At 70.2% G+C, this 23,473-nt stretch carries 24 protein-coding genes and 2 pseudogenes; 8 read left to right on the top strand and 18 right to left on the bottom strand.

All coding sequences use genetic code 11. The annotated features are described in order from the left end of the window. Nucleotides 1–27 precede the first annotated feature (27 nt). The gene (locus ABZ459_RS50375) at nt 28–123 is read right to left on the bottom strand and encodes a LuxR C-terminal-related transcriptional regulator (RefSeq protein ID WP_357988004.1); all 96 of its coding nucleotides are present in this window, start codon (nt 121–123) and stop codon (nt 28–30) included. Nucleotides 124–152: 29 nt separating this feature from the next. Beyond that, the gene (locus tag ABZ459_RS50370; protein ID WP_357987907.1) at nt 153–2,336 is read right to left on the bottom strand and encodes an ATP-binding protein; all 2,184 of its coding nucleotides are present in this window, start codon (nt 2,334–2,336) and stop codon (nt 153–155) included. Nucleotides 2,337–2,625: 289 nt separating this feature from the next. Here ABZ459_RS50370 and ABZ459_RS50365 point away from each other — a divergent pair, with 289 nt between their 5' ends. Beyond that, nucleotides 2,626–2,787: a hypothetical protein gene (locus ABZ459_RS50365; RefSeq protein WP_357987904.1), complete on the top strand. Its 162-nt coding sequence runs from the start codon at nt 2,626–2,628 to the stop codon at nt 2,785–2,787. 25 nt (nt 2,788–2,812) lie between these two features. Here the strand turns inward: ABZ459_RS50365 and ABZ459_RS50360 are convergent, their stop codons facing one another. Both ABZ459_RS50360 and ABZ459_RS50355 read right to left on the bottom strand, forming a co-directional pair. After that, entirely contained in the window at nt 2,813–3,709 is an 897-nt protein-coding gene (locus tag ABZ459_RS50360; protein ID WP_357987901.1) for a helix-turn-helix domain-containing protein, read from the bottom strand. Nucleotides 3,710–3,802: 93 nt separating this feature from the next. Further along, a pseudogene (locus ABZ459_RS50355) lies at nt 3,803–4,697 on the bottom strand (IS982 family transposase). 863 nt (nt 4,698–5,560) lie between these two features. Here ABZ459_RS50355 and ABZ459_RS50350 point away from each other — a divergent pair. After that, nucleotides 5,561–6,481: an alpha/beta hydrolase gene (locus ABZ459_RS50350; RefSeq protein ID WP_357987898.1), complete on the top strand. Its 921-nt coding sequence runs from the start codon at nt 5,561–5,563 to the stop codon at nt 6,479–6,481. A 346-nt stretch (nt 6,482–6,827) separates the two neighbouring features. Here the strand turns inward: ABZ459_RS50350 and ABZ459_RS50345 are convergent, their stop codons facing one another. The 5 genes from ABZ459_RS50345 to ABZ459_RS50325 all read right to left on the bottom strand — a co-directional run bounded on the left by ABZ459_RS50345 (nt 6,828) and on the right by ABZ459_RS50325 (nt 11,031). Beyond that, nucleotides 6,828–7,709, bottom strand: coding sequence for an alpha/beta hydrolase (locus ABZ459_RS50345; RefSeq protein WP_357987895.1), 882 nt, complete (start codon nt 7,707–7,709; stop codon nt 6,828–6,830). Between the two features lie 505 nt (nt 7,710–8,214). Further along, entirely contained in the window at nt 8,215–8,430 is a 216-nt protein-coding gene (locus ABZ459_RS50340; RefSeq protein ID WP_357987892.1) for a hypothetical protein, read from the bottom strand. Then, nucleotides 8,427–8,840: an ATP-binding cassette domain-containing protein gene (locus ABZ459_RS50335; protein ID WP_357988001.1), complete on the bottom strand. Its 414-nt coding sequence runs from the start codon at nt 8,838–8,840 to the stop codon at nt 8,427–8,429. Before ABZ459_RS50335 ends, ABZ459_RS50340 begins: the two co-directional genes overlap by 4 nt. 90 nt (nt 8,841–8,930) lie before the next feature. Continuing rightward, complete coding sequence (locus tag ABZ459_RS50330; RefSeq protein ID WP_357987889.1) at nt 8,931–9,872, bottom strand: GNAT family N-acetyltransferase; 942 nt, start codon at nt 9,870–9,872, stop codon at nt 8,931–8,933. Between the two features lie 418 nt (nt 9,873–10,290). Continuing rightward, nucleotides 10,291–11,031 carry an SDR family oxidoreductase gene (locus tag ABZ459_RS50325; RefSeq protein WP_357987886.1) on the bottom strand — a complete coding sequence of 247 codons (741 nt, stop codon included), beginning with the start codon at nt 11,029–11,031 and terminating at the stop codon, nt 10,291–10,293. 93 nt (nt 11,032–11,124) lie between these two features. On the opposite strand from ABZ459_RS50325, the gene ABZ459_RS50320 reads away from it, so the two are divergent. Continuing rightward, on the top strand, nt 11,125–11,520 hold the full coding sequence (locus ABZ459_RS50320) for a MerR family transcriptional regulator (protein ID WP_357987883.1): 396 nt from the start codon (nt 11,125–11,127) through the stop codon (nt 11,518–11,520). On the opposite strand, the gene ABZ459_RS50315 is transcribed toward ABZ459_RS50320, so the two are convergent. From ABZ459_RS50315 to ABZ459_RS50305, 3 genes are all read right to left on the bottom strand, one after another. Continuing rightward, a complete protein-coding gene (locus ABZ459_RS50315; protein ID WP_357987880.1) occupies nt 11,500–11,775 on the bottom strand; it encodes a helix-turn-helix domain-containing protein in 276 nt (91 codons plus the stop codon). The two genes, ABZ459_RS50320 and ABZ459_RS50315, sit on opposite strands and share 21 nt — an antisense overlap. A gap of 130 nt (nt 11,776–11,905) precedes the next feature. Next, entirely contained in the window at nt 11,906–12,079 is a 174-nt protein-coding gene (locus ABZ459_RS50310) for a hypothetical protein (RefSeq protein ID WP_357987878.1), read from the bottom strand. 134 nt (nt 12,080–12,213) lie between these two features. Next, a complete protein-coding gene (locus ABZ459_RS50305) occupies nt 12,214–13,059 on the bottom strand; it encodes an alpha/beta hydrolase (protein ID WP_357987875.1) in 846 nt (281 codons plus the stop codon). A gap of 58 nt (nt 13,060–13,117) precedes the next feature. Between ABZ459_RS50305 and ABZ459_RS50300 the strand changes: the two genes are divergently transcribed. Beyond that, on the top strand, nt 13,118–14,065 hold the full coding sequence (locus ABZ459_RS50300) for a DUF5937 family protein (protein WP_357987872.1): 948 nt from the start codon (nt 13,118–13,120) through the stop codon (nt 14,063–14,065). Nucleotides 14,066–14,210: 145 nt separating this feature from the next. Here the strand turns inward: ABZ459_RS50300 and ABZ459_RS50295 are convergent, their stop codons facing one another. After that, entirely contained in the window at nt 14,211–15,533 is a 1,323-nt protein-coding gene (locus ABZ459_RS50295) for an FtsX-like permease family protein (protein WP_357987869.1), read from the bottom strand. Beyond that, nucleotides 15,530–16,273, bottom strand: coding sequence for an ABC transporter ATP-binding protein (locus ABZ459_RS50290; RefSeq protein WP_357987866.1), 744 nt, complete (start codon nt 16,271–16,273; stop codon nt 15,530–15,532). The genes ABZ459_RS50295 and ABZ459_RS50290 overlap by 4 nt, the downstream gene beginning before the upstream one ends. A gap of 104 nt (nt 16,274–16,377) precedes the next feature. On the opposite strand from ABZ459_RS50290, the gene ABZ459_RS50285 reads away from it, so the two are divergent. The 3 genes from ABZ459_RS50285 (at nt 16,378) to ABZ459_RS50275 (ending at nt 19,560) form a co-directional block, all read left to right on the top strand. Next, a complete protein-coding gene (locus ABZ459_RS50285) occupies nt 16,378–17,256 on the top strand; it encodes a TetR/AcrR family transcriptional regulator (protein WP_357987863.1) in 879 nt (292 codons plus the stop codon). 799 nt (nt 17,257–18,055) lie between these two features. After that, on the top strand, nt 18,056–18,559 hold the full coding sequence (locus tag ABZ459_RS50280; RefSeq protein WP_357987860.1) for an RNA polymerase sigma factor: 504 nt from the start codon (nt 18,056–18,058) through the stop codon (nt 18,557–18,559). Further along, nucleotides 18,556–19,560 (top strand): hypothetical protein, encoded by a 1,005-nt coding sequence (locus ABZ459_RS50275; RefSeq protein ID WP_357987857.1) that lies wholly within the window; start codon nt 18,556–18,558, stop codon nt 19,558–19,560. The genes ABZ459_RS50280 and ABZ459_RS50275 overlap by 4 nt, the downstream gene beginning before the upstream one ends. Nucleotides 19,561–19,603: 43 nt before the next feature. Here the strand turns inward: ABZ459_RS50275 and ABZ459_RS50270 are convergent. From ABZ459_RS50270 to ABZ459_RS50255, 4 genes and pseudogenes are all read right to left on the bottom strand, one after another. After that, nucleotides 19,604–20,344: pseudogene (locus ABZ459_RS50270) on the bottom strand (IS3 family transposase); the annotation flags it as partial. Nucleotides 20,345–20,462: 118 nt separating this feature from the next. Next, the gene (locus tag ABZ459_RS50265) at nt 20,463–20,762 is read right to left on the bottom strand and encodes a transposase (RefSeq protein WP_357987854.1); all 300 of its coding nucleotides are present in this window, start codon (nt 20,760–20,762) and stop codon (nt 20,463–20,465) included. Nucleotides 20,763–20,937: 175 nt separating this feature from the next. Further along, nucleotides 20,938–21,201 carry a hypothetical protein gene (locus tag ABZ459_RS50260; protein ID WP_357987851.1) on the bottom strand — a complete coding sequence of 88 codons (264 nt, stop codon included), beginning with the start codon at nt 21,199–21,201 and terminating at the stop codon, nt 20,938–20,940. Beyond that, entirely contained in the window at nt 21,194–21,547 is a 354-nt protein-coding gene (locus tag ABZ459_RS50255) for a DUF6247 family protein (RefSeq protein WP_357987848.1), read from the bottom strand. Before ABZ459_RS50255 ends, ABZ459_RS50260 begins: the two co-directional genes overlap by 8 nt. An 826-nt stretch (nt 21,548–22,373) precedes the next feature. Here ABZ459_RS50255 and ABZ459_RS50250 point away from each other — a divergent pair. Continuing rightward, nucleotides 22,374–23,473, top strand: a 1,100-nt coding sequence (locus tag ABZ459_RS50250) for an IS256 family transposase (RefSeq protein WP_357987845.1), incomplete at its 3' end; no start/stop codon positions are given.

Below are 23,473 nucleotides of genomic sequence, written 5' to 3'. Positions count from 1 at the left end.
CCGGGGCGGGCGGTCCGGGCGTGACCGTCAGGGGCGCAGGACGTCGCGCAGTTCGTCGCGGCTGGTGACGCCGAGCTTGGCGTAGGCGCGGGCGACGTGGTTGTCGACGGTGCGTTTGGAGATGCCCAGCCGTTCGGCGATCTGCCGGTGGGTCAGGCTCCTGGTGACGGCGCGCGGCGCGGCCGAACGCCTCGGCGGCCAGGGGGTGCAGGCCGAGGCGGGCGAAGTCGCCGGCCGCCGCCTCCAGCGCGGCCGGGTCGCCGGTGGTGATCGCCGCGGCGTATCGCAGGTAGGGGGACTCGCCGCCGTCCGTGGCGGGGGCGGGCGTCGGTACGTCCGCGCCGAGTCGTACGGCGTCGGTCAGGGCGAGGGCGTGCGCCGCCGCGGCGCCCATGGCCTCCGCCCGGACGGCGGTCGCGCGGGCCAGGCCGGCCGCGGCGCGGGTGTCGCCCCGGGCGGCGGCCACCCACGGCCGGGCCAGGTCGGCCCACAGCCCGAACATCGTCGCGGGCGGCCACTCCAGGCGGTCGGCGGTGCGCAGCGCGTCCCGCGCGGCGTCGGCCTGCCAGCGCCTCGGCGTGGGCCACCTCGCCGTAGAGCAGACGGTGGAGCAGGCGGCCGGTGACGGTGTCGGGCCGGTGGAGGACGACGGCCTCGCGCAGCCTGCGCCGGGCCTCTGCCACGTCGCCGGTGAAGCGGGCGACCTGGGCCATCGCGATCGCCGCCACCATGAGCGCGTACTCCCAGCCGTGGGCGAGGGCGGCCTCGTGCTCGCGTCCGGCCAGCCGCGCGGCCAGGTCCGTACGGCAGGCCAGCAGCGCGCCCTGCACCTGGACCAGCGCGGTGGTCGGCGGCAGCCACGGCATGTTCTCCACCGCCTCGGCCAGCACGGGATCGCGCGCGTCGTGCGGCGTGGCCGGCGTGCGGCCGCCGTAGGCGCCGGCCAGCTCGTGTGCCAGGCGGGCCTTGACCTCGGCCTCCTTGTTGCGCATCCCCGCCCGGAACAGCGGCGGCAGCTCGGACAGCGCCGGGCGCAGGTCGCCGGAGAACGCGGCGAACACCGAGCTCAGGGCCGCCAGCTCCTCGGTGTGCTCCGAGGTCAGGGCCGCGCCGCGGGCGGGGAGCGCGCGGTGGGCGGCGGGGTCGCCGAGCCCCCAGAACAGCGTCTCGGCGCGGCCGAACGCGATCTTGTCGTGGTGGTGGCCGGCGGTGACGACGGCGTCCATGACGTCGAGCATGGCCATGAGCTCGCCGGTGCGCTCGCCCGAGATGAGCACCCGCCACAGGACCTGCGCCGCGCCGACGCCCTGCTCGACGTCGCCGTCGCGCAGGGCCGACTCGGTGGCGGCACGCGCGAGCTGTTCGGCCAGCGGCAGGTCGAGCAGCGTCCAGGCGCGCCGGGTGGCGGTCAGCAGCATGCCTGGAGGCGGCTGGACGCCGGCGTCGAGGCTCCAGCGGACGATGCGCAGCGCGTCGGAGCGGCGGCGGGCTCCCGTGGCGGCGATGGCCTCGGCCAGCACGCGTTTGGCCCGGCGGGTGCGCAGCTCCGGGCAGCCGTCGCGGAGCGCCTCGCCGTACAGGGGGTGGGCCAGGCGGAGCAGGGAGCGGCGGCCGTCGCGCTGGATCCACAGCAGGCCGCGCGCCTCCAGGCGGGTGAGCAGGTCTTCGGGGACGGCCCGGGTCACCACGCCGACGGAGACCGGCTCGGCCAGGGCGAGCAGTTCGAGCGCCCAGCGTTCCTGGTCGGCGAGCGCGCCGAGCCGCCTGGCCACCAGCTCGGTCAGCCGGGGGGCGACCAGCCAGGGGCCCGCCTGGCCGCCGAGCACCTCGTGCAGCACCTGGCCGACCTCCGACGGCGACAGCGCGGCCGGCTCGATCCGCTCGGCCAGCCCTTCGGTCCACAGCGCGGCCAGCCACTCCGAGAACGGCTCACCGGCGCGCAGCACCACCAGCACGAACGCGGCCCGCGTCCGCGCCAGGTGGCGCAGCACGGCCGCCGACTCGTCGTCGAGCAGGTGGGCGTCGTCCACGACGACCACCGCGCGCCGCGACCCGGCCGTCAGCGCCGCGACCATGGCCCGCACCAGCACGCCGCGGCTGGCCACGCCCACGACGCCGTCGGGCACGAGCACGCCGAGCGGGCCGAGCGGCACGTCGGAGTTGCCCGAGGTGGCCGGCACGGAGTGCACGACGAACCGGGACGGGTCGAGCGTGGCGAGCGCCTCGTACACCAGCCGGCTCTTGCCGACGCCCGGCGGGCCGGTGATCGCCAGCGCGCCGGCCGCGGGATCGCGCAGGGCGGCCGTGACGCGGCCCAGATCGGACTGCCTGCCCACGAACGTTGGTTTCGGCGATGGCCCATGCCGCGGCGGCCAGTCGTGCCGAAGTCGCCGGATTGCCGGGTAGAGCTTGGCTGTAGGCGGCTGCCCCCCGGGAGGCAGCCTGAGCGCTGCGGGCCAGTGCCAAGGTGCGTTCCTGGTCGGCCTCTTGGGCGGAGCGCACCGCGATCCCCGCACTGATGGTCGCGACTATCAGCAGCCCTACCAGCACTGTGAACCGGAGCTGCCGACGGCGCCGGGCCCGGTCTGCGGTGCTGGAGCCGGCTACGGCCGTCCGCTTGAGGACGTGCTGCCGATCCCCCTCACCGGCCACCCCGAGGAGGCCGCCGGACGGCTGAACGACTACCGCGAGGCCGGGGCGACCCACGCGGTCGTCGGGATCTCGGGCGGCGACTGGCGGCGGCAGGTGGACCTCCTGGCGGAGGTGCGAACCCTCCTGCACGGGTGACGTCCCGGACGAACCGGGGGCGTGATCATATCCAGCTGAGCATTCCCGCTAAGCAGTTGGGTCCGCGACAGACGTGCCGCTGGCGATGAACGGGGCCAGTCACATCCCGCCGAGATCGCAGGCTCTGGAGGCCACATCTCGTGGGATTCCCGCTCTGTTGAGGGAGTCGCGGCACTGGAGCCAGCCTCCTATCTCGCCGCTGGCGGCGACCGCGCATGACGCCCTTGTCCGTGCGGTCGGGCCGTATCCTTTGCCCTCCAGGTAGGACACGCAATCGCTGGCGTCGGCCTGCGCCGGTGACGCGGTGAAGGCGACGAGCCCAGCCGCCATGGTCGCGGCTGCCGCCACAGTTGTAAGGAAAGCTTTCGACATGCAGGCTTCCTCCTTTCGTGGGCCGTTTGTGACCGTATGCAAACATGTCCAGATTTCGGCCGGAACGGGACGGTGACGTTGTGTCTGGATCTTTGGGCTTGCTGTCGGGTTCCCTGTGCCCGGCTCGCAGTTGCGGGACGAAGGGCAAAACAGGTGCGGCCGGACTACGCCAGAAACACACCGCGGCCTGGCACCTGTCGGCACCGCGAACAAGGCCAGTGCGGAACGTCTCCATCGAACGTTCGAGCACGGCCAGGAGCAGCCCCTCCTTGCTGCCGAAATGCCACGGGATGGAGCCCCCGCTGATCCCGGAGCGCATGGCCACGTCGCCGAAGGTGGTCTGGCGGTAGCCCTTCTCGGCGAACAGCTCCGCTGCGACGGCGAGGATCAGCTCGCAGCTGTCGTGGCTGGTCTGGGCGCGTCGTGTGGTCACGTGACCTCCTTCCTTGTGTTGGCAGCCATATTCCAGGCTTGGCAGCACAGGCGGTTGATCAGGTGCTGCGTCCAGATCCAAGCCGCCCGCAAGCCGGGAGGCCGATCCTGCAGACATGGACCAGCCAGGCCGCCGCCCCGTGACGCGGGCGGCCCGGCCTGACGCCACGAGCCCGGACTGACGCTCTAGACGAGTAAGTCCTAAGTCGAGTCAGTGGTCGTAGGCGATCAGGGATCGGGTGACGGGCTGGCCGGTGGCGCGGTTGTGCCAGATGGCGGCGGTCAGGGCCAGGATGCGCTGGGCGATGCGGGCGCCGACGCCGATGGCGGTTCTGGCGCCGTGAAGCTCCAGGTCGAGTTGGCCCTTGAGGGTGTCGTTGACGGACTCGATGAGCTGGCGGATGGGCTTGAGGAGTTCCTCGCCGGGGCGGGGTGTGCGGTTGCGGTAGGACGGGCGTAACAGCCGCACCCCCCGTTCGGCCAGGAAGGCGTCCAGCTCGGCGGAGATGTATCCCTTGTCGGCGATGATGAGCAGGCCGGGGCGTTCGGTCACGAGATCCGGGTCCTGTTCGATGACGGCCATGAGCACCTGGCGTTCGTCGATGTTGGGGGCCGGCCAGGGCCCAGGTGATGGGCAGTCCGGCCGGGGTGCAGATCAGGTGCAGGCGCAGGCCCCAGAACCAGCGTGAGTGGGAGCGGCAGTAGCCGTAGCCGGCCCACCCCGCCAGTTCGGAACGGCGGGCTGTGGGGCGGGAACGGCCACACTCGACCGGGGTGGAGTCGGTCACCCAGAGCGGGTCGTCCCACAGGTCGGTGTCACGGGCCAGGGCTCGGATCGCTCTTTTGAGCAGGGGGAGGGCCTTGTGCAGGCGCTTGTTGTAGCCGGACTGGCCGGGCAGGTACGGAAAGGCGCCGGGCAGGTGTGCGGGGACGTAGCGCAGCCAGCGGGTCTGGGAGTGCACGCCGAGCAGGACCTGGGCGACTGCCAAGGTCAGCAGTTCGGCGTCGGTCAGTCGGGGTGGTCGTCCTGGCCGGGGTGATTCGCCCAGCCAGTCGTCGATCTTCACGTACAGTGCGGTCAGAAGGGTGTTGAGGTCGTTCGTCACACATCGATCCTCGACACCCTTCGTCGTGCCTGCACTCCGAACGACTTAGGACTTACTCGTCTAGATGTACTGACCCCAGAGGTTGAGAACGCGAGGCCACACGATCGCCAAGATCGTTGCATAGGAAAGGGCCTACGGGTTCGGTGTGGACGCGACATCTACGCCGAGCCCCGGAGGCCCCTTCATGCCCCACAGTAAGCCCGCTGACCGAACTCGGACGCCTACGCCTGGCCCGCCCTGCTCGCCGCCGTCTCGACCCGCCGGCTCAGCGCCCTCCCGCGGTCGCGACAACCGAGTGCATTCGTATGGGCCGAGTCCCGCTGACCCCAGATGGCGCGAGCGCATGGCACCGCTTGACCTTGACGCCAATGTCAAGGAATAGCCTCGCTGGCTGCCGTGGAAGTTCGAACCAGCGGCAGACCGCTTGGCCGGTGATCGAGAAAGGGCACTCGTGACTCATCTGACACATGAGCAGTACTGCGACGCGGCCGAAGCCACCTCGCTGACGCCGAGCTCGCGCCGGGAGGCTTTCCACACATCGCCCCGGGCGTCGCCGCCGACAGGATCGAGGATCTCCTCGAGAATCAGCTGTATTTCCGAAGATCGTTGAACCCGTGAGCCGGCTGGATGGCGGCGGTGTGCAGCTGGCGTTGTCCGCCACCGACACCGATGACGCATGGCTGATCACGCTCGCGGACAACTGCGTCTGGGAAAGGGCTCGCGGGAGTGGCCCGGCGGCGGTGGCCGTACGCGGAGCATACGGCGATCTGCCGCTGCCCCACGGCCGGCTCTCATGCGGCGACACCGCGCCTGGCCGTCAACCACTGCATTATCCGGCACGACATCCGTAGGAAGACACCATCATGAGTGAAGTACCGTCCGACGCCGAGCTGGCGAGCTCGCTCGAGGGTGGGTTCGTCAGCAGGCACGCCGACGTCAACGGGACCCGCCTGCACTATGTGACGGGCGGGCGCGGCAGGCCCCTGATCCTGCTGGGCGGATGGCCGCAGACCTGGTGGGAGTTCCACAAGATCATGCCGCCGCTCGCCCGACAGCACCAGGTGATCGCCGTCGACCTGCGCGGCATGGGCGGCTCGGCCAAGCCCGCCTCCGGGTACGACAAGAAGACGATGGCCGCCGACATCGCCGCGCTCGTCCGCCACCTGGGCCACGAGCGGGCCGACATCGCCGGCCACGACATCGGCGGCATGGTCGCCTACGCCTTGGCCGCCAACCACCCCGCCCGCACCCGCCGCATCGCCCTGCTGGACATCGCGCACCCCGACGAGCGCTTCTTCAACCACTCCCTGCTTCCCCGTCCCGGCCGCCATCAGGTGGACGGCGACATCCACGCCGGGCCGGGCCGCTTCCTGTGGTGGTTCGCCTTCAACCAGGTACCCGGCCTGCCGGAACGCCTGCTCGCCGGCCGGTCCCGCGAGCTCATCGACTGGATGTGCGACTACCTGATCGAAGATCCCGCCTCCATCAGCGACCGCGACCGCGACATCTACGCCCACGCCTACTCGACCCCGGACGCCATCCGGGCGGGAAACTCCTGGTACCGGGCCTTCGCGCAGGACATCGCCGACGAGAAGACCTACGGCAAGGTCACCGCCCCGATCCTGGGCCTGGGCGGCGGGGAGAACGGCCACCTGCTCCTCCAGGCGGTGCTGCCGGACAAGGGCACCGAGGTCGAGGTGGTGCTCGTGCCCGGCAGCGGCCACTACATCCCCGAAGAACAGCCCGAGATCGTCACTGCGCACCTGACGCGCTTTTTCGCCTGACGCCGGACACCCGATCAGCCGCCTTGGCTCTGCGGGACAGCCGACCGGGCGAGGCGGGCCGCTGGTGATCCACGTGGCGGCACTGGGCTTGAGGTCCTGGAAACCGGCGGTCGATTGACCTACGAGACGGTCAAGCGAGTGCCGGCCAACGGCGCCGAACAACCCGAAGGTGCATGACAGCGAGGCCACCGCGGCCGGATCTCCCGCTGGGCCAGAACTGACGCGGCACCTGCATGGCGTTCTTGTCTATGCGTCGCAAACGTCCTGCGGCTCTGGTCAGCGCGCCTGCGGGGATCCAGCAGGGACGTCCCTTTTGTCGATGACCGGGGGCACCATCCCGTGCGCTTCACGTCCGCCTGAGCAGGGCGCTGATCGCCTCGGTGACAGCGTCGGGTTGAGTCTCCGGCAGGAAGTGCCCACCCGGCAGCATCAAGGTGCGGACGTCCGGCGCCCAGCGGTGCCAAATCGCCGAGGGGTCGAATGGCAGCACCATGTCGCCCGGGTCCTGCCAGATCGCCAAGGTGGGGGCCTTGATACGCCGACCGACCCGCCGATCCTCGCCGTCGTGGGCAGCGTCGACGAAGGCGCTGGCACGGTAGTCCTGACAGATGGCGTGGATCGTTTCCGGATCACGCGTCGCGGCCAGGTATGCCTCACGGACCTCGGCGTCGAACGTGCCGGCCGCGGCCCAGGAATCGAGGAAGTGGCCGAAGAACGCGTCGGGGTCGGCGCCGATCATCCGCTCGGGCAGGTCGTTGAGCTGCGCGAGGAAATACAGATGGAAGCCGAAGACCCCACCCACACCTGCCAGCGACTCCCACATGTCCACGGTGGGAATGACGTCGATCACGCCGAGGTGAGCGACGGCGTCGGGGTGATCCAACGCTGCCCGGAATGCGACCAGCGCTCCACGATCATGGCCGACCAGGCTGAAACGCTCGTGGCCGAGCTGCCGCATCAGCGCCACCACGGTCGCCGCGGTCACACGCTTGGCATAGTGCTCGTGGGCGCCTTCTGGCTTGGCGCTGGCTCCGTAGCCGGGCAGGTCGGGGCATATGACGCGGAAGCGGTCTGCCAGCGCTGGAGCGACGGCCCGCCAGGTCAAATGTGTCTGCGGGAAGCCGTGAAGCAACAGCAGTGGAGGTCCCTCTCCTCCGGAAGCGACATGAAGGTCAAGGACGTCCACCCTGATGAGGTGCTCATCGAAGCCTGGGATCGTTACCGACATTTCAGCCTTTCATCTGTCAATGCGGGCTCAACCGCATCGTGAACACTTCCGCCCCCGGGGCGCCGGGCAAGAGACGGCACCAAGAACGGGGGGAGGGGGCATTGAGATGCCGACGAACGACACAGCGCTCCCCTGCTGGACATTCCTAAACTTCTTGGACGCCCCCAACGCGTGCCCGCCGATGAGGATCGTGCCCGAGCCAGTGTTCGGGACTGGCCGGCCACAGAGGCAGTGGGCAGGCGGCCGAGGGGCTCCCCGGTCAGGTAGGCGAGTTCCGCATTCGTGAAGATCGTGCGACAACTATGCAACCTTGACGCTGACGTCAAGCAAGCCTGCCAGCGGCTGCAGCGCCGCATGTGCGAAGAGCAGCTGCCGGCTCTGACCGCGCCACGCCGTTCGCCATTGGCCTGCCGACGGAAAGGATCACGCCACGCGTGCCAGGCCGGCGGGAAGCCCGGCGAGGGTCCGGATCAGCGCGACGAACAGGCTGTCGTCGAGCATGCACTCACACATCTCGCCCGGTCTGGGCGAACACGCGGTTGTGCAGGGCCAGCAGCGTGCCGAGCGAGACCAGGCAGCGGACGACGTCGACGAGCTGCACCGGGGTCTTGACGATCTTCGTGACGCGCCGCCCGGCCAGGACGATCCCATGCCGCGTGCCTCGGCCCGGCCCGAGGCGCAGCGACGCTCCTTCGGCGGTCATGGCGGTCAAGGTGGTCATGCGGCGACCTTCCTCGTGCCGGCGTCTGGCCGAGTGAGCGCCAGGAAGACCTCGTCCAGACTGGGCAGGCGCAGGCCCAGCTCGTCGGCGGGGATGCCGGCCGGCTCCAGTCTGTGGACCGGCGCGGACACCAGCATCGGGTCGGCGGCGGGCACGGTGACCAGGCCCGCGCCCAGGTCCTGGACAGGAGCGTGACCGGTAAGCCCGGTCAAGATCGCGGTGACCGTGTCGAGATCGGCGAGCAGGGGCGGCCGCCTCCCACAGGGGTTGCGGGTGTGCGGGTCCAGGCTGGTGGTGGGCTCGTCAAGGAACAGGATCCGCGCGTCTCCGACCAGGGAGGCCGCCAGGTCGAGCCGACGCCGCATGCCGCCGGAGAACGCGCGGAGCGGGGGGTCGGCCTCGGCGACCAGCCCGGCGAGTCCCGAACTCGCGTGCCACCGACGCGACCGTCCGTTCGCCCTCCAGCACCATGCGGATGCATCCGCGAGAGGTGGGCCGTTTCAGTCCCAGCACATATCGATGCGCCGGGCGAAGTTGTCGTATCCGGCACGATCGAAGGCTCGGGCCATCGGCTCGTTCCCCAGGTCGGTGTCCGCAGTGATGCGTTCGGCGCCGTGGGCGGCCAGCAGGCGAGTTCCTTCATCGAGCAGGTCGTTGACGAAGCCCTGACCACGATGACCTTCGGCAACCCCCAGGTAGGCGATCACGAAGCCGTTCGGGCTTTGCGCCGGGACGACCATCCCTACCGGTTCGCCGTTCTGGCGGATGCCGACCCGCCACCATTCGCGCGGGCTGGGATAGCTCAGCAGTTCGTCGTGGTACTGCACATGGGCGTAATCCTGGATGGAGGAGCGTGCGATGTCGGCCCGGCTGTAGGCGTCGAGCGTGCCTGGAAGGATGCCGCTCAAGAGAGCGATCGCTTCCTCCTCGTCCCTGATCGGACGGAAGGTGAGTCGGCCTCGTGGTGCGGGCAACGGTGTGTCGGATGTCCATCGGTAGCGGAGCCTCTCGACGAACACCTTGCCGCCGGTGCGCCGCACCACCTCCATCCGGTCCCTGATGCGCCTGCCAGTCTCGGGGTCGTCCCTCCAGTCCGCCGGGACGGGCTGGAGAACAAACTCAGGTGGACGGGTGCCCGCCGGGAAGAGCCCGGCCAGGGCGGTGCGCAGGAGATGCTCGCCGACGTCGATCCGAATCGGGTCGTCGCAAGTGTCTTCGATGTCGAGGGTTTCCATGACTTCCGGTTCAGTGCCGCTGCGAGACCACCAGCCGACCCGTGCCACCGGCCGGCCGTCGCGCAGGGCCATCCACATCCAGTCGGCCTTGGAGTGTCCGTTCCGGAGATCGTCCGCAAGGCTGTCGTTGTAAGGGCCGGACAGTGTGTTGAAGAGGTCGATCTCCTCTGGTCCGGTGATGGGGCGGAAGATCAGGCGAGAGGTCATGACGTAAGATTCCACAGGTTTCGTCGGTGAACTGGACGCGTACTCGGAGCGATGTAACAGGCTCAATTGAAGTGGGTGTTCCGTGCCACTCTGTATGAGGACATGGCTGGTTTGTCGGTCGTTGATGGTGTTGAACTTCGACTGGCGGGCGGGTTAGGCGTGTCCGGTTTCGTGTGCGACGCCGGCGTGAGCATGAGCCTGGGTGAAGGCTGCGGGTCGGTGGCGGCCGCGCGAACGTGCCCGAGTGAAGTAGGCCCCCGGCGAGGCGCCTTTGGCGAGGTCCCCTTCACCCCAACCCTTCAGAGAAGTGCACAGGATGCGATTGGACGTCACCGGTAGAGCCTCGTGCGTGATCATCGGCAGGCTTCGAGGTGATGCGTCGCTGGAAGGCGTTCGGGCGGAGTAGGACGACTCGCCGTCAGACGGTGTACCCGCCGTCCACGGCCAGGGTGGCGCCGGTGACGTAACGGCCGCCAGGACCCGCCAGGTAGGCCACCGCGGCGGCGATGTCCGCGGCCTCGCCGTACCGGCCCAGGGCGGTGAGGGAGCGCTGGAAATCGGCAGTCTCGCCGTCGGCCGGGTTCATGTCGGTGTCGATCGGGCCAGGGTCCACGATGGTTGCGGTGATCCCGCGTGGCCCCAGTTCCCGGGCAAGTCCCTTGGTCAGCCCGGTGAGCGCGGATTTGGCCGTCGCCTGCAGGACGAAGTTCGAACCGGGAACGCGGCCGTTGAAGCACGAGCCGATGCTGATGATCCGCCCGCCCTCGCCCATATGCCGGGCGGCGGCCTGGGCGGCCAGGAACACCGACCGGACGTCCACGGCGAGCACCCGATCCAGCTCCGCAGCGGACACCTCGGCCAGCGGGCCGTAGGAAAGGAATCCTGCGTTGTTCACCAAGATGTCGATGCGGCCCAGCTGTCGTACTGTCTGCTCCACCGCCTCGGCCGCGGCGTTCGGCCGGGCAAGGTCGGCCTGGACGACCGCAGCCCTGCCACCATCGGCCTCAATCTGCTGGGCGACCTCGCGCGCTTGGTCTGCTGCCTGGATGTAGGTCAACGCGATCGCCGCCCCCGCGTCGGCCAGCCGTTTTGCTATCGCCGCGCCGATCCCGCGGCTGCCGCCGGTCACCAGCGCCACTTTGCCGGTCAGGTCACTCATCGACGCCTCCATCGTAGGTATGTGTTCGTCGTGCCGGCATGGTAGAAGTTGACATCAGTGTCAGATTCAAGTCGTCGTCGGGCGAGGTGCGGAATGCGGATCGGCGAGCTGGCCCGGCGCAGCGGGGTGAGCGAGCGTTCCCTGCGCTACTACGAGGCACAAGGGCTGCTCCGCGCCGAGCGCACCCCCGGTGGACACCGGGACTACGGCGAGTGGGCGGTCGACCGCGTCGTACGCATCCAGATGCTCTATGCGGCGGGCCTGAACAGCAAGAAGATCGCACAGCTGCTGCCCTGCATGAGAGATGCCGACGGCCGCCCGAACGAGATCGCGACCCCGAAGCTGGTCCGTGAGCTCACCGCGCAACGCGACCGCATCGACCACATGATCACCGACCTGATCCGCTCCCGCGAGGTCCTGGACGAAGTGATCGATACAGCGTCGGAGAGCTCGACCGCCGGCCCGGCTTCACTCACGCGTCGGCGGTGAGCGCCGGGCCGGCTCGACCTGGACCGGCTGGAGCACGACTTCGCCGCCGGCGCGCGGTCGGTACCGGCCGTTGGTCGGGTGCCAATTGCGGCGGATCTCCCGGCTGATGGTCGAGGGCGCACGGCCCAGCTCGCGGGCGATCTCCCGAACGGACACCTTCTCCCGAACCCGGTCAGCGATGTGGACGCGTTCGTCTTCCTGCGAGTATCGGGACGTGCCAGAAGAGGATGCCGTCGGTCGTCTGACCGGCGGCACCTCCTTCGCTCTTGACGTGTTCGCTGCCCTCCCATGCCGCCACTGCTTCCCGGTCCGGTAGTTGATCCCGACGCTGAGGAACCGGTGGACAGCCGTTGACGCTGAGAACGATCTTGGTTGCACAGCTTCCCTAGCGCGTTGCCTGGTCCCCGCGTCGGCGTTCGGCGCGGATCTCGGCGCCGGCCTGCGCGCAGTAGCTCTGCCGCTTCAACATCTTCCCGGCCTCGTCCTGAACCTCGACGTCGTGGTGATCTTCGGCCCGGTCGTCCCCGACGAACAGCACAACGACCTCCGTGATCGACAACAGGACACGGATAGCCGCAGGAGCCGGTCGGCGACCTGATGGACCAGTGCTCACCCCAGCCATCGGAGGGCACGACAGCTCATCAGCGATCAAAGGCCCCTGACCACCGGTGAGGGCGGCCCCGGTAGCTCCCATCAGGTGGTGAGGAAGGCGGCGACCGTGCCGCTGAAGTGGTAGGGGTCGTCGAGCCACGGGTAGTGTCCCGCGTTCGGCTGCACGTGGAGGGTCGCGTCGCGGAAGATCGACGCGGCCTGAGTGAGGCTCGCGGCGGTCGGCCACAGGTCGACGGCCCCGCCGAGGAACAGCACGGGCGCGGGCAACGCGCGCAGCGCGGGCAGGACGCCGAGGTCGGGCGTGTAGCCGGCGTAGTAGTGGTCGCTGACCGGCAGTGAGCGTTCAGCCGGGTCGGCGGCGGCGTGCGCCTGCGCCGCCGCGTCCCAGCGGCCGTACATGAGCGGCTCGAACGCCGTCCGGAAGCGCGCCGCCTCCGCGAAGGACCTGGCGGCGGCCATCCCCCGGTAGGCAGGCAGCGCCGTGCCGTACCACGGCTCCTTGGAACGGGAGGAGAGCACCTCCTCCGTGCCGACGTCGGAGGGCAGCCCGACGGCGACCAGGGACGGCGCGACCAGCACGAGGTGCGACAGACGGCCGGGGTGGGCGGCGGCGTACAGCAGCGCCCAGCCGCCGCCCGCCGAGTGGCCGAGCAGGTCGATCGCGTCGAGGCCGAGGTGGATCCGCAGGGCCTCGACGTCGTCCACGAGCCGGTCCACCCGGACCGTCGACAGGTCGGCGGGCAGTTCCGACGCACCCGTGCCGCGGGTGTCGAGCAGGACGAGCGTGCGGTGCCGCTCCAGCCCGCCGAGGGTGCCGAGGTAGGACGAGGCGCGTCCGGGGCCGCCGGACAGCACGATCAGAGGCGCGCCCGACCCGACCGCCCGGTAGGCGAGGGTCGTGCCGTCGTAGGAGACGAAAGTCTGCATGGCGACCAGTCTGCGAAAATGCAGGTACGCGACAGAACCGTTTAGAAGGGGCTAAAGCGTGCCATTGCGCATCAGGCTGTCGGGGACCGAGGCGGCCAAGGTGCGCTTCGCGGTCTCGCCGCTGACCGAGACCGTGCTCGCGGTCAGAGCGCTGGTACGGCCCGCCGCCCATCCCGTGCACGCCCGCTGGCGGCGGCGGACGGCCTTCGCGCCGGATCCGGAGCTCGCGGAACTGGTGGCGGGGCCCGTGCCTTCCTTCCTCATGAACGTGCCGCCGGGTCCGTCGGCCGGGATCGGCGCGGAGCTCGCTCGGCTGCGCGCGATGCCGCCCGCGTTCGTGACGTCGGAGCTGGCCAAGGCGGGTGTACGGGCGAGGCCCGCCGGTGAGCTGCTCAAGCGGGTGGCAGAGGAACTGGAGCGCTGCCATGCCGCGCTGATCGCCCCGCTCATGGACCGGCTGGGCGCCGTCCTCGACGCCGACGTCGACCGGCAGGCGCGACGGCTCGCGGCGGGCGGTGTCGCAGGAATGCTCGCCCACCTGCACACACAGGTCGCCTGGAGCGGCGGCGAGCTCGTGGTGTCGCGGTGCGCGGGCGACGACACCGTTGAGCTGGAGGGGCGCGGCCTGGTGCTGACTCCGAGCGTCTTCACCTGGCCGGACGTACTCGTCGACCGTTCACCTCTGGAGGCGGGCTGGCTCGTCTATCCGGCGGGCGGCGCGGGCCGGCTCTGGGACGACACCCCGTCCGCCCCCGAGGGCCTGACCGCCGTGCTCGGCCGTACCCGGGCCGCTCTCCTCGAAGCTCTGTCGGAGCCGTTGTCCACGGGCGACCTGGCCTCCCGCCTCGCCGTCACGCCCGGCGCCGTCTCCCAGCACCTCACCGCCCTCCGAGCTGCGGGCCTGGTCACGACCAGACGCGCGGGCCGTACGGCCACCCACACCCGCACCGACCTGGCCACCGGCCTCATCACCGCATCCCCATCGACCGCACCGCTTCGCCCCTGAGCGGGGCGGCTGCTGCGACTCCTTCCGCACCTCACCTCGGGCAGGCGTGCGGCGGGTGAGCGGAGCGGGGACGGTCAGGGGAACGGGTCAGGCAGGGCGCCGGGTGCGGCCGGGGTCGGCGGGGACAGTGGTTCGGTGCCGGCGGTCAGAGGGCGGACAGCGCCTCGACCGGCCTGACCCGCAGCGCCCCCGCGGCGGTGGGCACCGTGGCCGCCAGGACGAGCAACAGCGCGCCCCCGGCGATGGCCACGTAGACCCAGCCGGGCCCGGAGGCCATCGGCGACCCGGTCTTGACCAGGCTGTAGGGCACGGTGGTCGCGGCGGCGGCGACCGTGCCGAGCGCAACGGCCAGGACCGCGGTCAGCACGCCCTCGGCCACGACTGTTGCCATGACCTGGGCACGAGTGGCAGCCGACAGGCGCAGCAGCCCGAACTCGCGGCCCCTGCGGCGGGTCGCGGCGATCAGCGTGTTGACCACGACGATCGCCGTGAACGTGATGATCATGGCGACGACCAGGTAGTTCACCGGGGCAAGCCGGGCGCTGACGTCGGCGGCGCCCCGATGGAGGCTGTCCTCGGTGCTCTGCATGTAGAGCGTGCCGCCGGCAATGCCGACCATGAGGATCAGCGGCCCGGCGACGCTGCCGGTGTGCGGGGCGCGGGCGTGCAGGTTGCGGACGGCCAGCCGCCCGGACGCCCCGAGCCAGGCCCCGGCCAGCCGTCCCACCGGCCGGACGGCGACCGGGCTGAGCAGGGCCAGGCCGACCGCGACGGCGACGCCCGCCGGGCCCGCCGTGCTGGACAGCAGCGGGCCGTCCGCCATGAACAGGGTCGTCACCGACAGGCTCAGCCCCAGCGCCAGCAGCAGCCCTCCGGCCACCAGGCGGCCCCGGCCGAGCGCGCGGGCGGGCCCGGCGGCGGCCAGCGCCCGCACCGGCGGGATCGACGCGGCGCGCCTGCTGGAGATCAGCGCGGCGGCCAGCGCGGCGACCAGGGACGTACCCGCCCCGAGCGCGCCACTCGGCCACCCCGCGACCAGCTGGACGCCCGCCCCGACGAGCCCGGCGTCCGCCAGACGGGCGAGCACGACCGCGCCGAGCCCGGCGCCCGGCAGCAGCCCGGCGGCGATCGCGGGGACGGCCACAACCAGCGTCTCCAGCACGACGTTCTGCCGGATCTGGCGCGGGGTGGCCGCGATGGAGCGCAGCAGGGCCAGCTCCCGCTCGCGGTGGCCGATGGTCAGCGACACGGTGGACACCACGCCGAAGGCCACGACGGCCAGCGTCCAGCCGCCCAGGATGGCCGGCAGCATGACGAGGAACCCGGGGTCGCGGCCGGTGGCCAGGCCGGTCTCCAGCAGGGTCGCGAACGCCGTGAGCAGCGCGGTCCCGGCCGCCATGACGGCGGCCGAGGCCAGGTAGGACGCCCGGTGGGCGCCGATCGTGCCGAGGGCCAGCCGCCACCTCATCGCGCACCCCCGGCGTGGGCGGGCGCGGACAGGCGGGCCATGCGGGCCGCGACGGTCGCGGCGTCGGGGCGCGGCAGGTGGTCCACGACGTGGCCGTCGGCGAAGAACACCACGACGTCGGCGTAGGAGGCGGCCACGGGGTCGTGGGTCACCATGACGATCGTCCGTCCGTCCTGGGCGGCGGCCTGGCGCAGGATGGCCAGCACCTCGCGGGCGGCCTGCGTGTCGAGGGCGCCGGTCGGCTCGTCGGCGAACACGACGGCGGGCCCGCCGAGCATCGCGCGGGCGATGGCCACCCGCTGCTGCTGGCCGCCGGACAGCTCGCCGGGCCGGTGCCCGGTGCGCTCGCCCAGGCCGAGCCGGGTGAGCAGGGCCCGCACCCGGCGCGCGTCGACGCGGCGGCCGGCGAACTCCAGGGGCAGGGTCACGTTCTGCGCGACCGTCAGGGTGGGCACCAAATTGAAGGACTGGAAGACGAAGCCCATCCGCTCGCGGCGCAACCGGGTCAGCGCGGCCTCGTCCAGGCCGTCCAGGCGGCGGCCGTCGAGGACGACCGAACCGGAGTCGGGCCGGTCCAGGCCCGCCGCGCAGTGGAGCAGGGTGCTCTTGCCCGAGCCCGAGGGGCCCATCACCGCGGCGAAGGTGCCGGTGGGGATCGCCAGGGAGACGTCGTCGAGGGCGGTGACGGCGGTGGCGCCCTCGCCATGGCGTTTCGTCACATGGTGGAGTTCCAGAGCCATTTTCGTCACAGAATCGACGTACATTGCACGAGTCATAAATACACCGTACATCAATTGCCGATTAATGCGACTTGAAAGGGATGAAGTATAATTTCGTCACAGAATTGAGTAGTGACGAAAAGGGGCGTGACGTGGCGGCGTGCGAGGTGTGCGGGCGGGAGTTGCGGACGGCGGAGCGGGGGCGGCCCCGGCGCTACTGCTCGCGCGCCTGCCGCACGAGGGCCTACCGGGCGCGGCTCGCCGAGCCGCCCGCCCCCGAGGAGCCCGCGGCCCAGCCGGGGCGTCCGGCCGAAGCGACGCTCGACCAGGGCCGGGTGGTCCGGGCCGCCGTCGCGCTCGCCGACCGGGAGGGGCTCGCCGCGCTGTCGATGCGCCGAATTGCGACGGACCTGGGGGTCGGCGTGATGTCCCTCTACCGGTACGTCCCGAGCCGGGAGGAGCTCAACGACCTCATGGTCGACGCCGTCTTCGCCGCCCGCCCGCTGCCCGAGCCGGGGCCCGACGGCTGGCGGGCCAGGCTGGAGCTCTCGGCCCGGCAGGAGTGGGAACTCTACCGGCGGCATCCGTGGATGTCCCACCTCGTCGCGGTCACCACCCGGCCGCCGGTCGCGCCCGCGCTGATGGCCTACACCGACTGGCGCATGCGCGCCCTCGACGGGCACGGGCTCGACTTCGCCACGCTCGTCCAGGTCGCCATCATGATCGGCACGTACGTGCAGAGCGCCGCCGTGCCGCTCGCCCACGAGGCGCAGGCCGCCCGTACCAGCAGGCACACGCGGCGGGAGTGGGCGCAGGCCCGCAAGGAGGCGTTCGCGCGCAGCATCGGGGCGGCGCGGCTGCCGATGGTCGCGGAGTTCGGGGACGAGGCGTTCGAGGCATCGGAACCGGAGAACATCTTCGAGTTCGGGCTGCACCGCATGCTCGACGGCATCGGGCTGCTGCTGCCCGATCAGAGCGCGCCGGGGCCGATGGGCGCCCAGTAGCGGCGATTGCACTCGGTGAGGTCGAGGAGCAGGCCGCCGCCGGCCTTCCCCGCCCCTGCTCGATCTGCGGAAGATCAAGCCCGGCCATCGTCACGCACAACACGGCTTCGTCTGCCGAGCCTGCCGCCCCCATCACAAGGGCGCCTCCAGCCTGGAGCACCTGTTCCTTCAACCCTTGATCACGGCGTCGCTTGCGCGAGTTCCCCAAGCCGGCGGCGCAGTTGCTCCACCCGAGCGCGAGCGGCGTCCTCGCGGCGTGCCGGTTCCTCCAGCAGCGAGCTCATGACCACCTCGCGTTCTTGCTCACAAGGTGGGCAACAACTGCCCGTTCAAACGGTCTGGATCGCGAATTCGCAGCTCACCGGCTCGCTGAAGACGAACTGCACCCATGGGAGAAGTCAGCGTGAGTCTCATCGGCGAGCGTCAGGTCAGTGGCGACGGTGAGCGCTGGCACCACATCCGCTCCTGGCCGGGCAGACCCTCCGCTCACAGGCTCTGCCCGGGTTGCAAGGCGCACACATCATGGCCGCGGACGCAGGCGGACAGCACGGCGACAACGGTGGTTCGGTCGCGTGGAGGGTCGCCGGCCAGGCGCTGGAGGGCGTTCACTTCGTCACAGCGTCGTCAACGGCAGGACCCAGGCGTATGCAAACGACAGGCAAGCTCCGTGCATTCGCCCACGACCTGCGCGTTCCCGCCCGGGACCGGCCGGCACGATCTTGGGCCTGTGGCCGGACATCTCTGCGACAAGTAATCAAGATTTCCTGGAAGAGTCGCATGCTTGAGGGCGAACAAGAATGTGATCACTGCTCCTGACGTCTTCGAAGCTGTTTTCGAAGCCCATTACGTGGAGATCCGGCGCTACATCGGGCGCAGGCTCGACCCCGATGTGGCCGAGGATCTCGCCGCGGAGACGTTCCTCATCGCCTTCAGGCAACGCGAACACTTCGACTCGGCCATGGGCGGGGTCAGGCCGTGGCTGTACGGCATCGCGACCAACCTCATCGGCCGCCACCGGCGCGCCGAGGTGCGCAGGTACCGCGCCATGGCCAGGACGGGGCCGCCACCTGACGACGAGGGACATGACCAGCGGATCGTGGACAGGCTCAGTGCGGGCGTGACGGTTGATCGGCTGGCCGGGGCGCTGGCGCGGCTGTCGAAGGGGGAACGCGACGTGGTGCTCCTCATCGCGTACGGCGGGTTGAGATACGACGAGGTGGCGGTGGCGCTCAGCATCGCCTCGGGGACGGTCGCGTCTCGGTTGAGCAGGGCCAGGACCAAGCTGCGTGAGGTGTTGGGATGAACGAGTTCCAGGTCGTCGACTCGGTGATGCCCGATGTGCCACCCCCGTCGGCCGACCAGCTGGCGGCGGCGCGGGAGCGGGTACTCGCAGCCACACAGGCACCCGCCGGGTCCGTGGTACGGGCGGGCAGGAGGTCGTGGACGGGGATGGCGCTCGTCGCGGCGGCCGTCGCGCTCATCGTCGGCGCGGTGGTGATCCTCGTACCCCGACCTGCATCGGAGCCGGTCGCGGTCACCCCCATGCAGAAACTGGAAGCTGCGGCCGCCAGGCTGGCGGCGACACCGGAGGCGAAGGGCCGCTTCTGGCGACGCGACACCGAGCATGTCATGAGGACGAAGAACGGCTATGACTACAAGGTTGAGGAACGGGCCATGGAGGTTCTCGCCTTCGGCCCCAACCGCGAGGTCTACGGCTGGCGCGAGCCGATCTCGTCGAAGCCGTACACGGCCGAGGGCCTGGAAGCGTGGCGACAGGACGGCTCCCCCAGGCTGTGCCCCGCGCGGGGGTGCGACAAGAACATGCCCGCCTTCGGCTCGGCGGACCTGGACTTGGGGCTGGAGCTCGCCGATGGGCTGAAGCCGACGTTGGCAGAGCTGCGGAGCCTCCCCAAGGAGCCGGCGGCGCTCAGGGCACGGCTGCTGGAAAGCTACGACCCTCAGGTGGCCGCCGAGCGCGAGCCATGGCTGGAGGGGGCCGTCTCTCGGCTCATCAACTCGCCGGCGACGCCTGGCACCAGGGCTGCCGCCTACCTTCTCCTGGCCAAGGCGCCGGGCATCAAGGTGGTCGACGACATTCCCGGGACGTTCGGGCTCGACGGGCTGGCCCTCCAATTCCAGTGGGGGCAGATCGTGATCGACCGCATGACTGGCCGATTGCTCGGGAGGCAACGGCTCGCTCCCGAGGGCGTCGCCTGGGGCGCCGAGATCGTCAGGAAGGCGGGCTGGAGCGATGTGCGGCCCGTGCCGCCTTTCACATGCGTCCGCTGTACGGCCCGGCTCTAGAACTGAGCTTGCTCCGCTTTGACGGACACCATCGTTGTGGTGGTCAGGCCGCTGCGGCGGCCTCGAAGTCGGCGGGGCTACGGTAGCCCAGACTGCTGTGCAGGCGGTGCAGGTTGTACCAGCCCTCGATGAACTCGAAGATCGCGCTGCGGGCCGCAGCTCTGGTGGGCCAGGACTGCTGGTCGAGGAGTTCGCCCTTGATGGCCGCGAAGAACGACTCGGCCAGCGCGTTGTCCCAGCACTGGCCGGTGCGCCCGACCGACAGCCGCACGCCGAGCCGCGCGGCCAGCTGGGCGTAGGCAGCGCTCGTATATTGACAGCCGCGGTCCGAATGGAAGATCACCGACGCGGTCGGTCGTCGTCGGGCGCAGGCCTGCTGCAGGGCCTCGGCCACCAGGCCGGTGCGCAGGTGATCGGCCGTCGCCCAGCCCACCACCCGGCGCGAGGCGATGTCGATGACAGTAGCCAGATACAACCAACCCTCCTCGGTTGGCACGCACGTGATGTCGCCGCACCAGCGCGTATCGACGGCTGCCGCATCAGGGGCGAAGTCACGGCCGATCAGGTCCGGCCGGGCATCGGCGTTCGGGTCGACGACAGTGGTCTGCTGCTGGCGGCGCCGATACCGTCCGGCCAGGCCGAGCGCGCGCATCAGCCGGGCCACCCGCCGTCCGCACCGCTGCCCGTCCCGCTGCAGCTGCGCATGGACGCGCGGCGCGCCGTAGCTGCCTCGTGAGCGTGCGTGCACCTCGGCGATGCGCTCGGCCAGCTCCGCATCGCGCGGGGCCCGGGCACGCCACTGCGACGGGCGTAGAAGGCGGCACGGGAGACTCCCAGCAGCTCACACGCCCGCTTGACGCTGTGGCCGCCCCGCTTCTCCGCCTCGATGAACGGGTCCACGCTCACCGGGTCTCCCTCACGAAGAAAGCCGTCGCCCGCTTGAGGACGTCGACGTCCTCCCGCAGCCGCCGGTTCTCCCGCCGCAACGCCTCCAATTCCTGGCGTTCGCTGCTGGTCAGCCCGTCCCGCTGCCCGGCGTCGACCTCGGCCTGGCGCATCCATTGACGCACCGCGGTCTCGGTCAGGTCGAAGTCCTTGGCCACGTGACCTACCGAGCGGTCACCGCGCCGGCACAGCTCGACGATCTCGGCCTTGAACTCCGGCGTGAACGAGCGGCGAGGACGCGGCTTCTTCTTCCCCATGCTCTCCATCATGGACATCCTTCCGGGGACGAACCCCTGATCTCGGATGTCCGCCAAACCGGATCAAGCCCACCGTTGATGAGGGGGAACGGGGTGAGATGGTGGCACCGTCGGGCATTCCTGCTCCAGGCGAAGCCAAGGGGCTTACCTGTGGGTTCATCATGAGCCGGGTGTGTCAATCCAGCCAGGTGACCCGGACGATCAGGACCAGCCGCAGGTGTGCGGCAACGATGAAGTGCAGGAAGCCTCGACCGCCGAACAGGTCGAGGGTGCGCAGGCCGCCGCCGTGCAGCGGTCCTCGGCCTGCGCTCGTGGCGTCGCGGCCGAGGATGACGAGCTGGGCGGCCAGGCGTTCCACCTCTGCAGCGACCGCAGGCGGGAGCCCAAAGGCGACGTGTTCTTCGTCGGGGTCGTACTCCCAGCTCCAGGCGTCACTCATCGACGGCGTCACGACGTGCGTGGTCGGTAAGCTGTCGGATCTCGGCCAGCGCCGAGCTCACGCGCTGCCGGTCGCGGCTCTGGGCGACCTGTTCCTCCAACGCCGCCAGGCGCGCGGCGAGCGAGGGCCGGCGGTGGATTGCCACGAATTCCCCCCACTGAGCGAGGAAACCATGCAAGGGGGCGACGGTGGCCTGCCGGGCGGCCTGCTCGGTCACCTGATCCAGATGCTCGACGAACTGCCCCAGGTAAGCGGGCGCGATCTGCGCCACCGCCGCGCGCAGCGCCGCCGGGGTCAGGGCCGGGCGCGGGATCAGTTCCTCGCCGTCGTGATGCGGGGTGGACACCCAGGACCTCCCTCGTCGTGGTCATCGCGTCTCACGGTACCGCTGAAGTCTGCCGTCGACACAGACCACCAGCGCCATCGGCATGTGATCGTGGACCGCTGCGTGGCTGGGGCGTGAGCATCTGCCCTCCGCTATCCGGCCGCGGGCCCAATGACCGTTCGCCGTTCACCGATTGGCTCCATCTGCTCGCAGTGTGAGGACGACGAGTCCGAAGGCTGCGACAACTTCGGCCGATGGATTGCCTGGAACCTCAACCTGCCGTCGTCCTGGCTGCCATCGCTGGGGAGGGTTCGTGACCTGGGTATGGCGGGTGACCTTGACCCCCGACCTTCCAAAGGCAAATGAGGCAACACACCCGAAACGCTAGAAGTCGTGCGCCCGCTGCGGGCACGACCAGATCGTGTCCGGATCCGCGGCCGCCGATCACGCCTAAAAATCTACTTTGTAAAGGGGGTGGCAAGGATGCCCCCTGTGGAGATCTCTTCGACGACGGTTCACATCGGAACGGGCTTCGCCCGTACTCATCGCCAGAAACCCAGACCAGGGCGAAACGGTAATTGTTCCCTTCGTTGTGGGCGGTGAGTCGTCCAGGTGCCGTGTGTCGTCTGGAGTGCCTACGGGTGGCGGCCACTTGGCGGCAGGCTCGCCGCGGGCAAGTTGGCGGCATATTGAAAGCTTCGGGCTGGAGGAAGAGGTCAGCGTCCAGTAGGGGGCCACGTCCACGGGAGTGGTGTACGAGTTTGACCTGGTCACAAGCGTGGCGGCCGTGAAATGAACACGGCCATCGCGTGATCCTTCGAGTGCGAACAAGAAGGAGATCAAAGCGATGGCCGCAGACAACAGTGTGACGCCCGCTGCATGGCTGGCGAAGCAGATCGAGACCGACGATCCGGATCTGTTGCAATCCATGGTGAAGACCATGGCCGAGGCGTTGATGTCGGCCGAAGCCGACGGCCTGTGCGGGGCGCCGTATGGCGAGCGCAGCGACGAGCGGACCAACTCCCGTAACGGCTACCGGGCCCGGCAGTGGGACACTCGCGCCGGAACGATCGAGCTGGCGATCCCAAAGCTACGCAGCGGTTCCTACTACCCCGACTGGCTGCTGGAGCGGCGCCGTCGGGCCGAGCAGGCGCTGATCAGCGTCGTGGCCACCTCCTACCTGCTCGGCGTCTCCACCCGGCGGGTGGACAAGCTGGTCGAGCAGCTCGGCATCAAACACATCTCCAAGAGCCAGGTGTCTCAGATGGCCAAGACCCTGGATGAGCAGGTCGAGGCCTTCCGCACCCGGACGTTGGATGCCGGCCCCTACACGTTCGTTTGGCTGGATGCGTTGACGCAGAAGGTGCGTGAGGGCGGCCGCACGATCAACGTGCACGCCCTGGTCGCCACCGCTGTGAACGCCAACGGGCAGCGGGAGATCCTCGGGCTGGAGGTCACCTCGGCCGAGGACGGCGCGGGCTGGCTGGCGTTCCTGCGCGGCCTGGTCGCGCGCGGCCTGTCCGGGGTGCAGCTGGTGATCTCCGACGCGCACCGCGGACTGGTTGAGGCGATCGGCGCGAGCCTGCCGGGCGCGGCCTGGCAGCGCTGCCGCACCCACTACCTGCGCAACCTGCTCACCACCGTTCCGAAATCGGCGCAGCCGTGGGTGGCCACGCTGGTGCGCACCATCTTCGACCAGCCCACCAGCGAGCAGGTCCGCACCCAGCATGCCTGGGTGATCGACGCGTTGGAGGCCAAGTATCCGGCCGCCTGCGAGCATCTGGACGGCGCCCGCGAGGACCTGCTGGCCTTCGCCGCCTTCCCGCCCGAGACCTGGCGCCAGATCTGGTCCAACTGTGAGGATCTTCTTGTGCCGCTCGGACGAGGTCCTGGCCCGTGGTCTAACTGGCCGTGCTGCCTTTGGATTGATCTGCCGGTCCTTGCTCC

Origin of the sequence: Nonomuraea sp. NPDC005692, assembly GCF_040631115.1 — a bacterium.
In the GTDB taxonomy this organism is placed as follows: Bacteria; Actinomycetota; Actinomycetes; order Streptosporangiales; family Streptosporangiaceae; genus Nonomuraea.
The sequence above is the reverse complement of the archived record's forward strand: the minus strand, read 5'-3'. Positions and strand labels throughout refer to the sequence as shown.

Coding starts and splice junctions, on each gene's coding strand:
- ABZ459_RS50360 (WP_357987901.1), bottom strand. CDS start 3,709: ATGTCTGCAGGATCGGCCTCCCGGCTTGCGGGCGGCTTGGATCTGGAC.
- ABZ459_RS50350 (WP_357987898.1), top strand. CDS start 5,561: ATGAGTGAAGTACCGTCCGACGCCGAGCTGGCGAGCTCGCTCGAGGGT.
- ABZ459_RS50345 (WP_357987895.1), bottom strand. CDS start 7,709: ATGTCGGTAACGATCCCAGGCTTCGATGAGCACCTCATCAGGGTGGAC.
- ABZ459_RS50340 (WP_357987892.1), bottom strand. CDS start 8,430: ATGACCACCTTGACCGCCATGACCGCCGAAGGAGCGTCGCTGCGCCTC.
- ABZ459_RS50330 (WP_357987889.1), bottom strand. CDS start 9,872: ATGACCTCTCGCCTGATCTTCCGCCCCATCACCGGACCAGAGGAGATC.
- ABZ459_RS50325 (WP_357987886.1), bottom strand. CDS start 11,031: ATGAGTGACCTGACCGGCAAAGTGGCGCTGGTGACCGGCGGCAGCCGC.
- ABZ459_RS50320 (WP_357987883.1), top strand. CDS start 11,125: ATGCGGATCGGCGAGCTGGCCCGGCGCAGCGGGGTGAGCGAGCGTTCC.
- ABZ459_RS50305 (WP_357987875.1), bottom strand. CDS start 13,059: ATGCAGACTTTCGTCTCCTACGACGGCACGACCCTCGCCTACCGGGCG.
- ABZ459_RS50295 (WP_357987869.1), bottom strand. CDS start 15,533: ATGAGGTGGCGGCTGGCCCTCGGCACGATCGGCGCCCACCGGGCGTCC.
- ABZ459_RS50290 (WP_357987866.1), bottom strand. CDS start 16,273: ATGGCTCTGGAACTCCACCATGTGACGAAACGCCATGGCGAGGGCGCC.
- ABZ459_RS50275 (WP_357987857.1), top strand. CDS start 18,556: ATGAACGAGTTCCAGGTCGTCGACTCGGTGATGCCCGATGTGCCACCC.
- ABZ459_RS50265 (WP_357987854.1), bottom strand. CDS start 20,762: ATGGGGAAGAAGAAGCCGCGTCCTCGCCGCTCGTTCACGCCGGAGTTC.
- ABZ459_RS50260 (WP_357987851.1), bottom strand. CDS start 21,201: ATGAGTGACGCCTGGAGCTGGGAGTACGACCCCGACGAAGAACACGTC.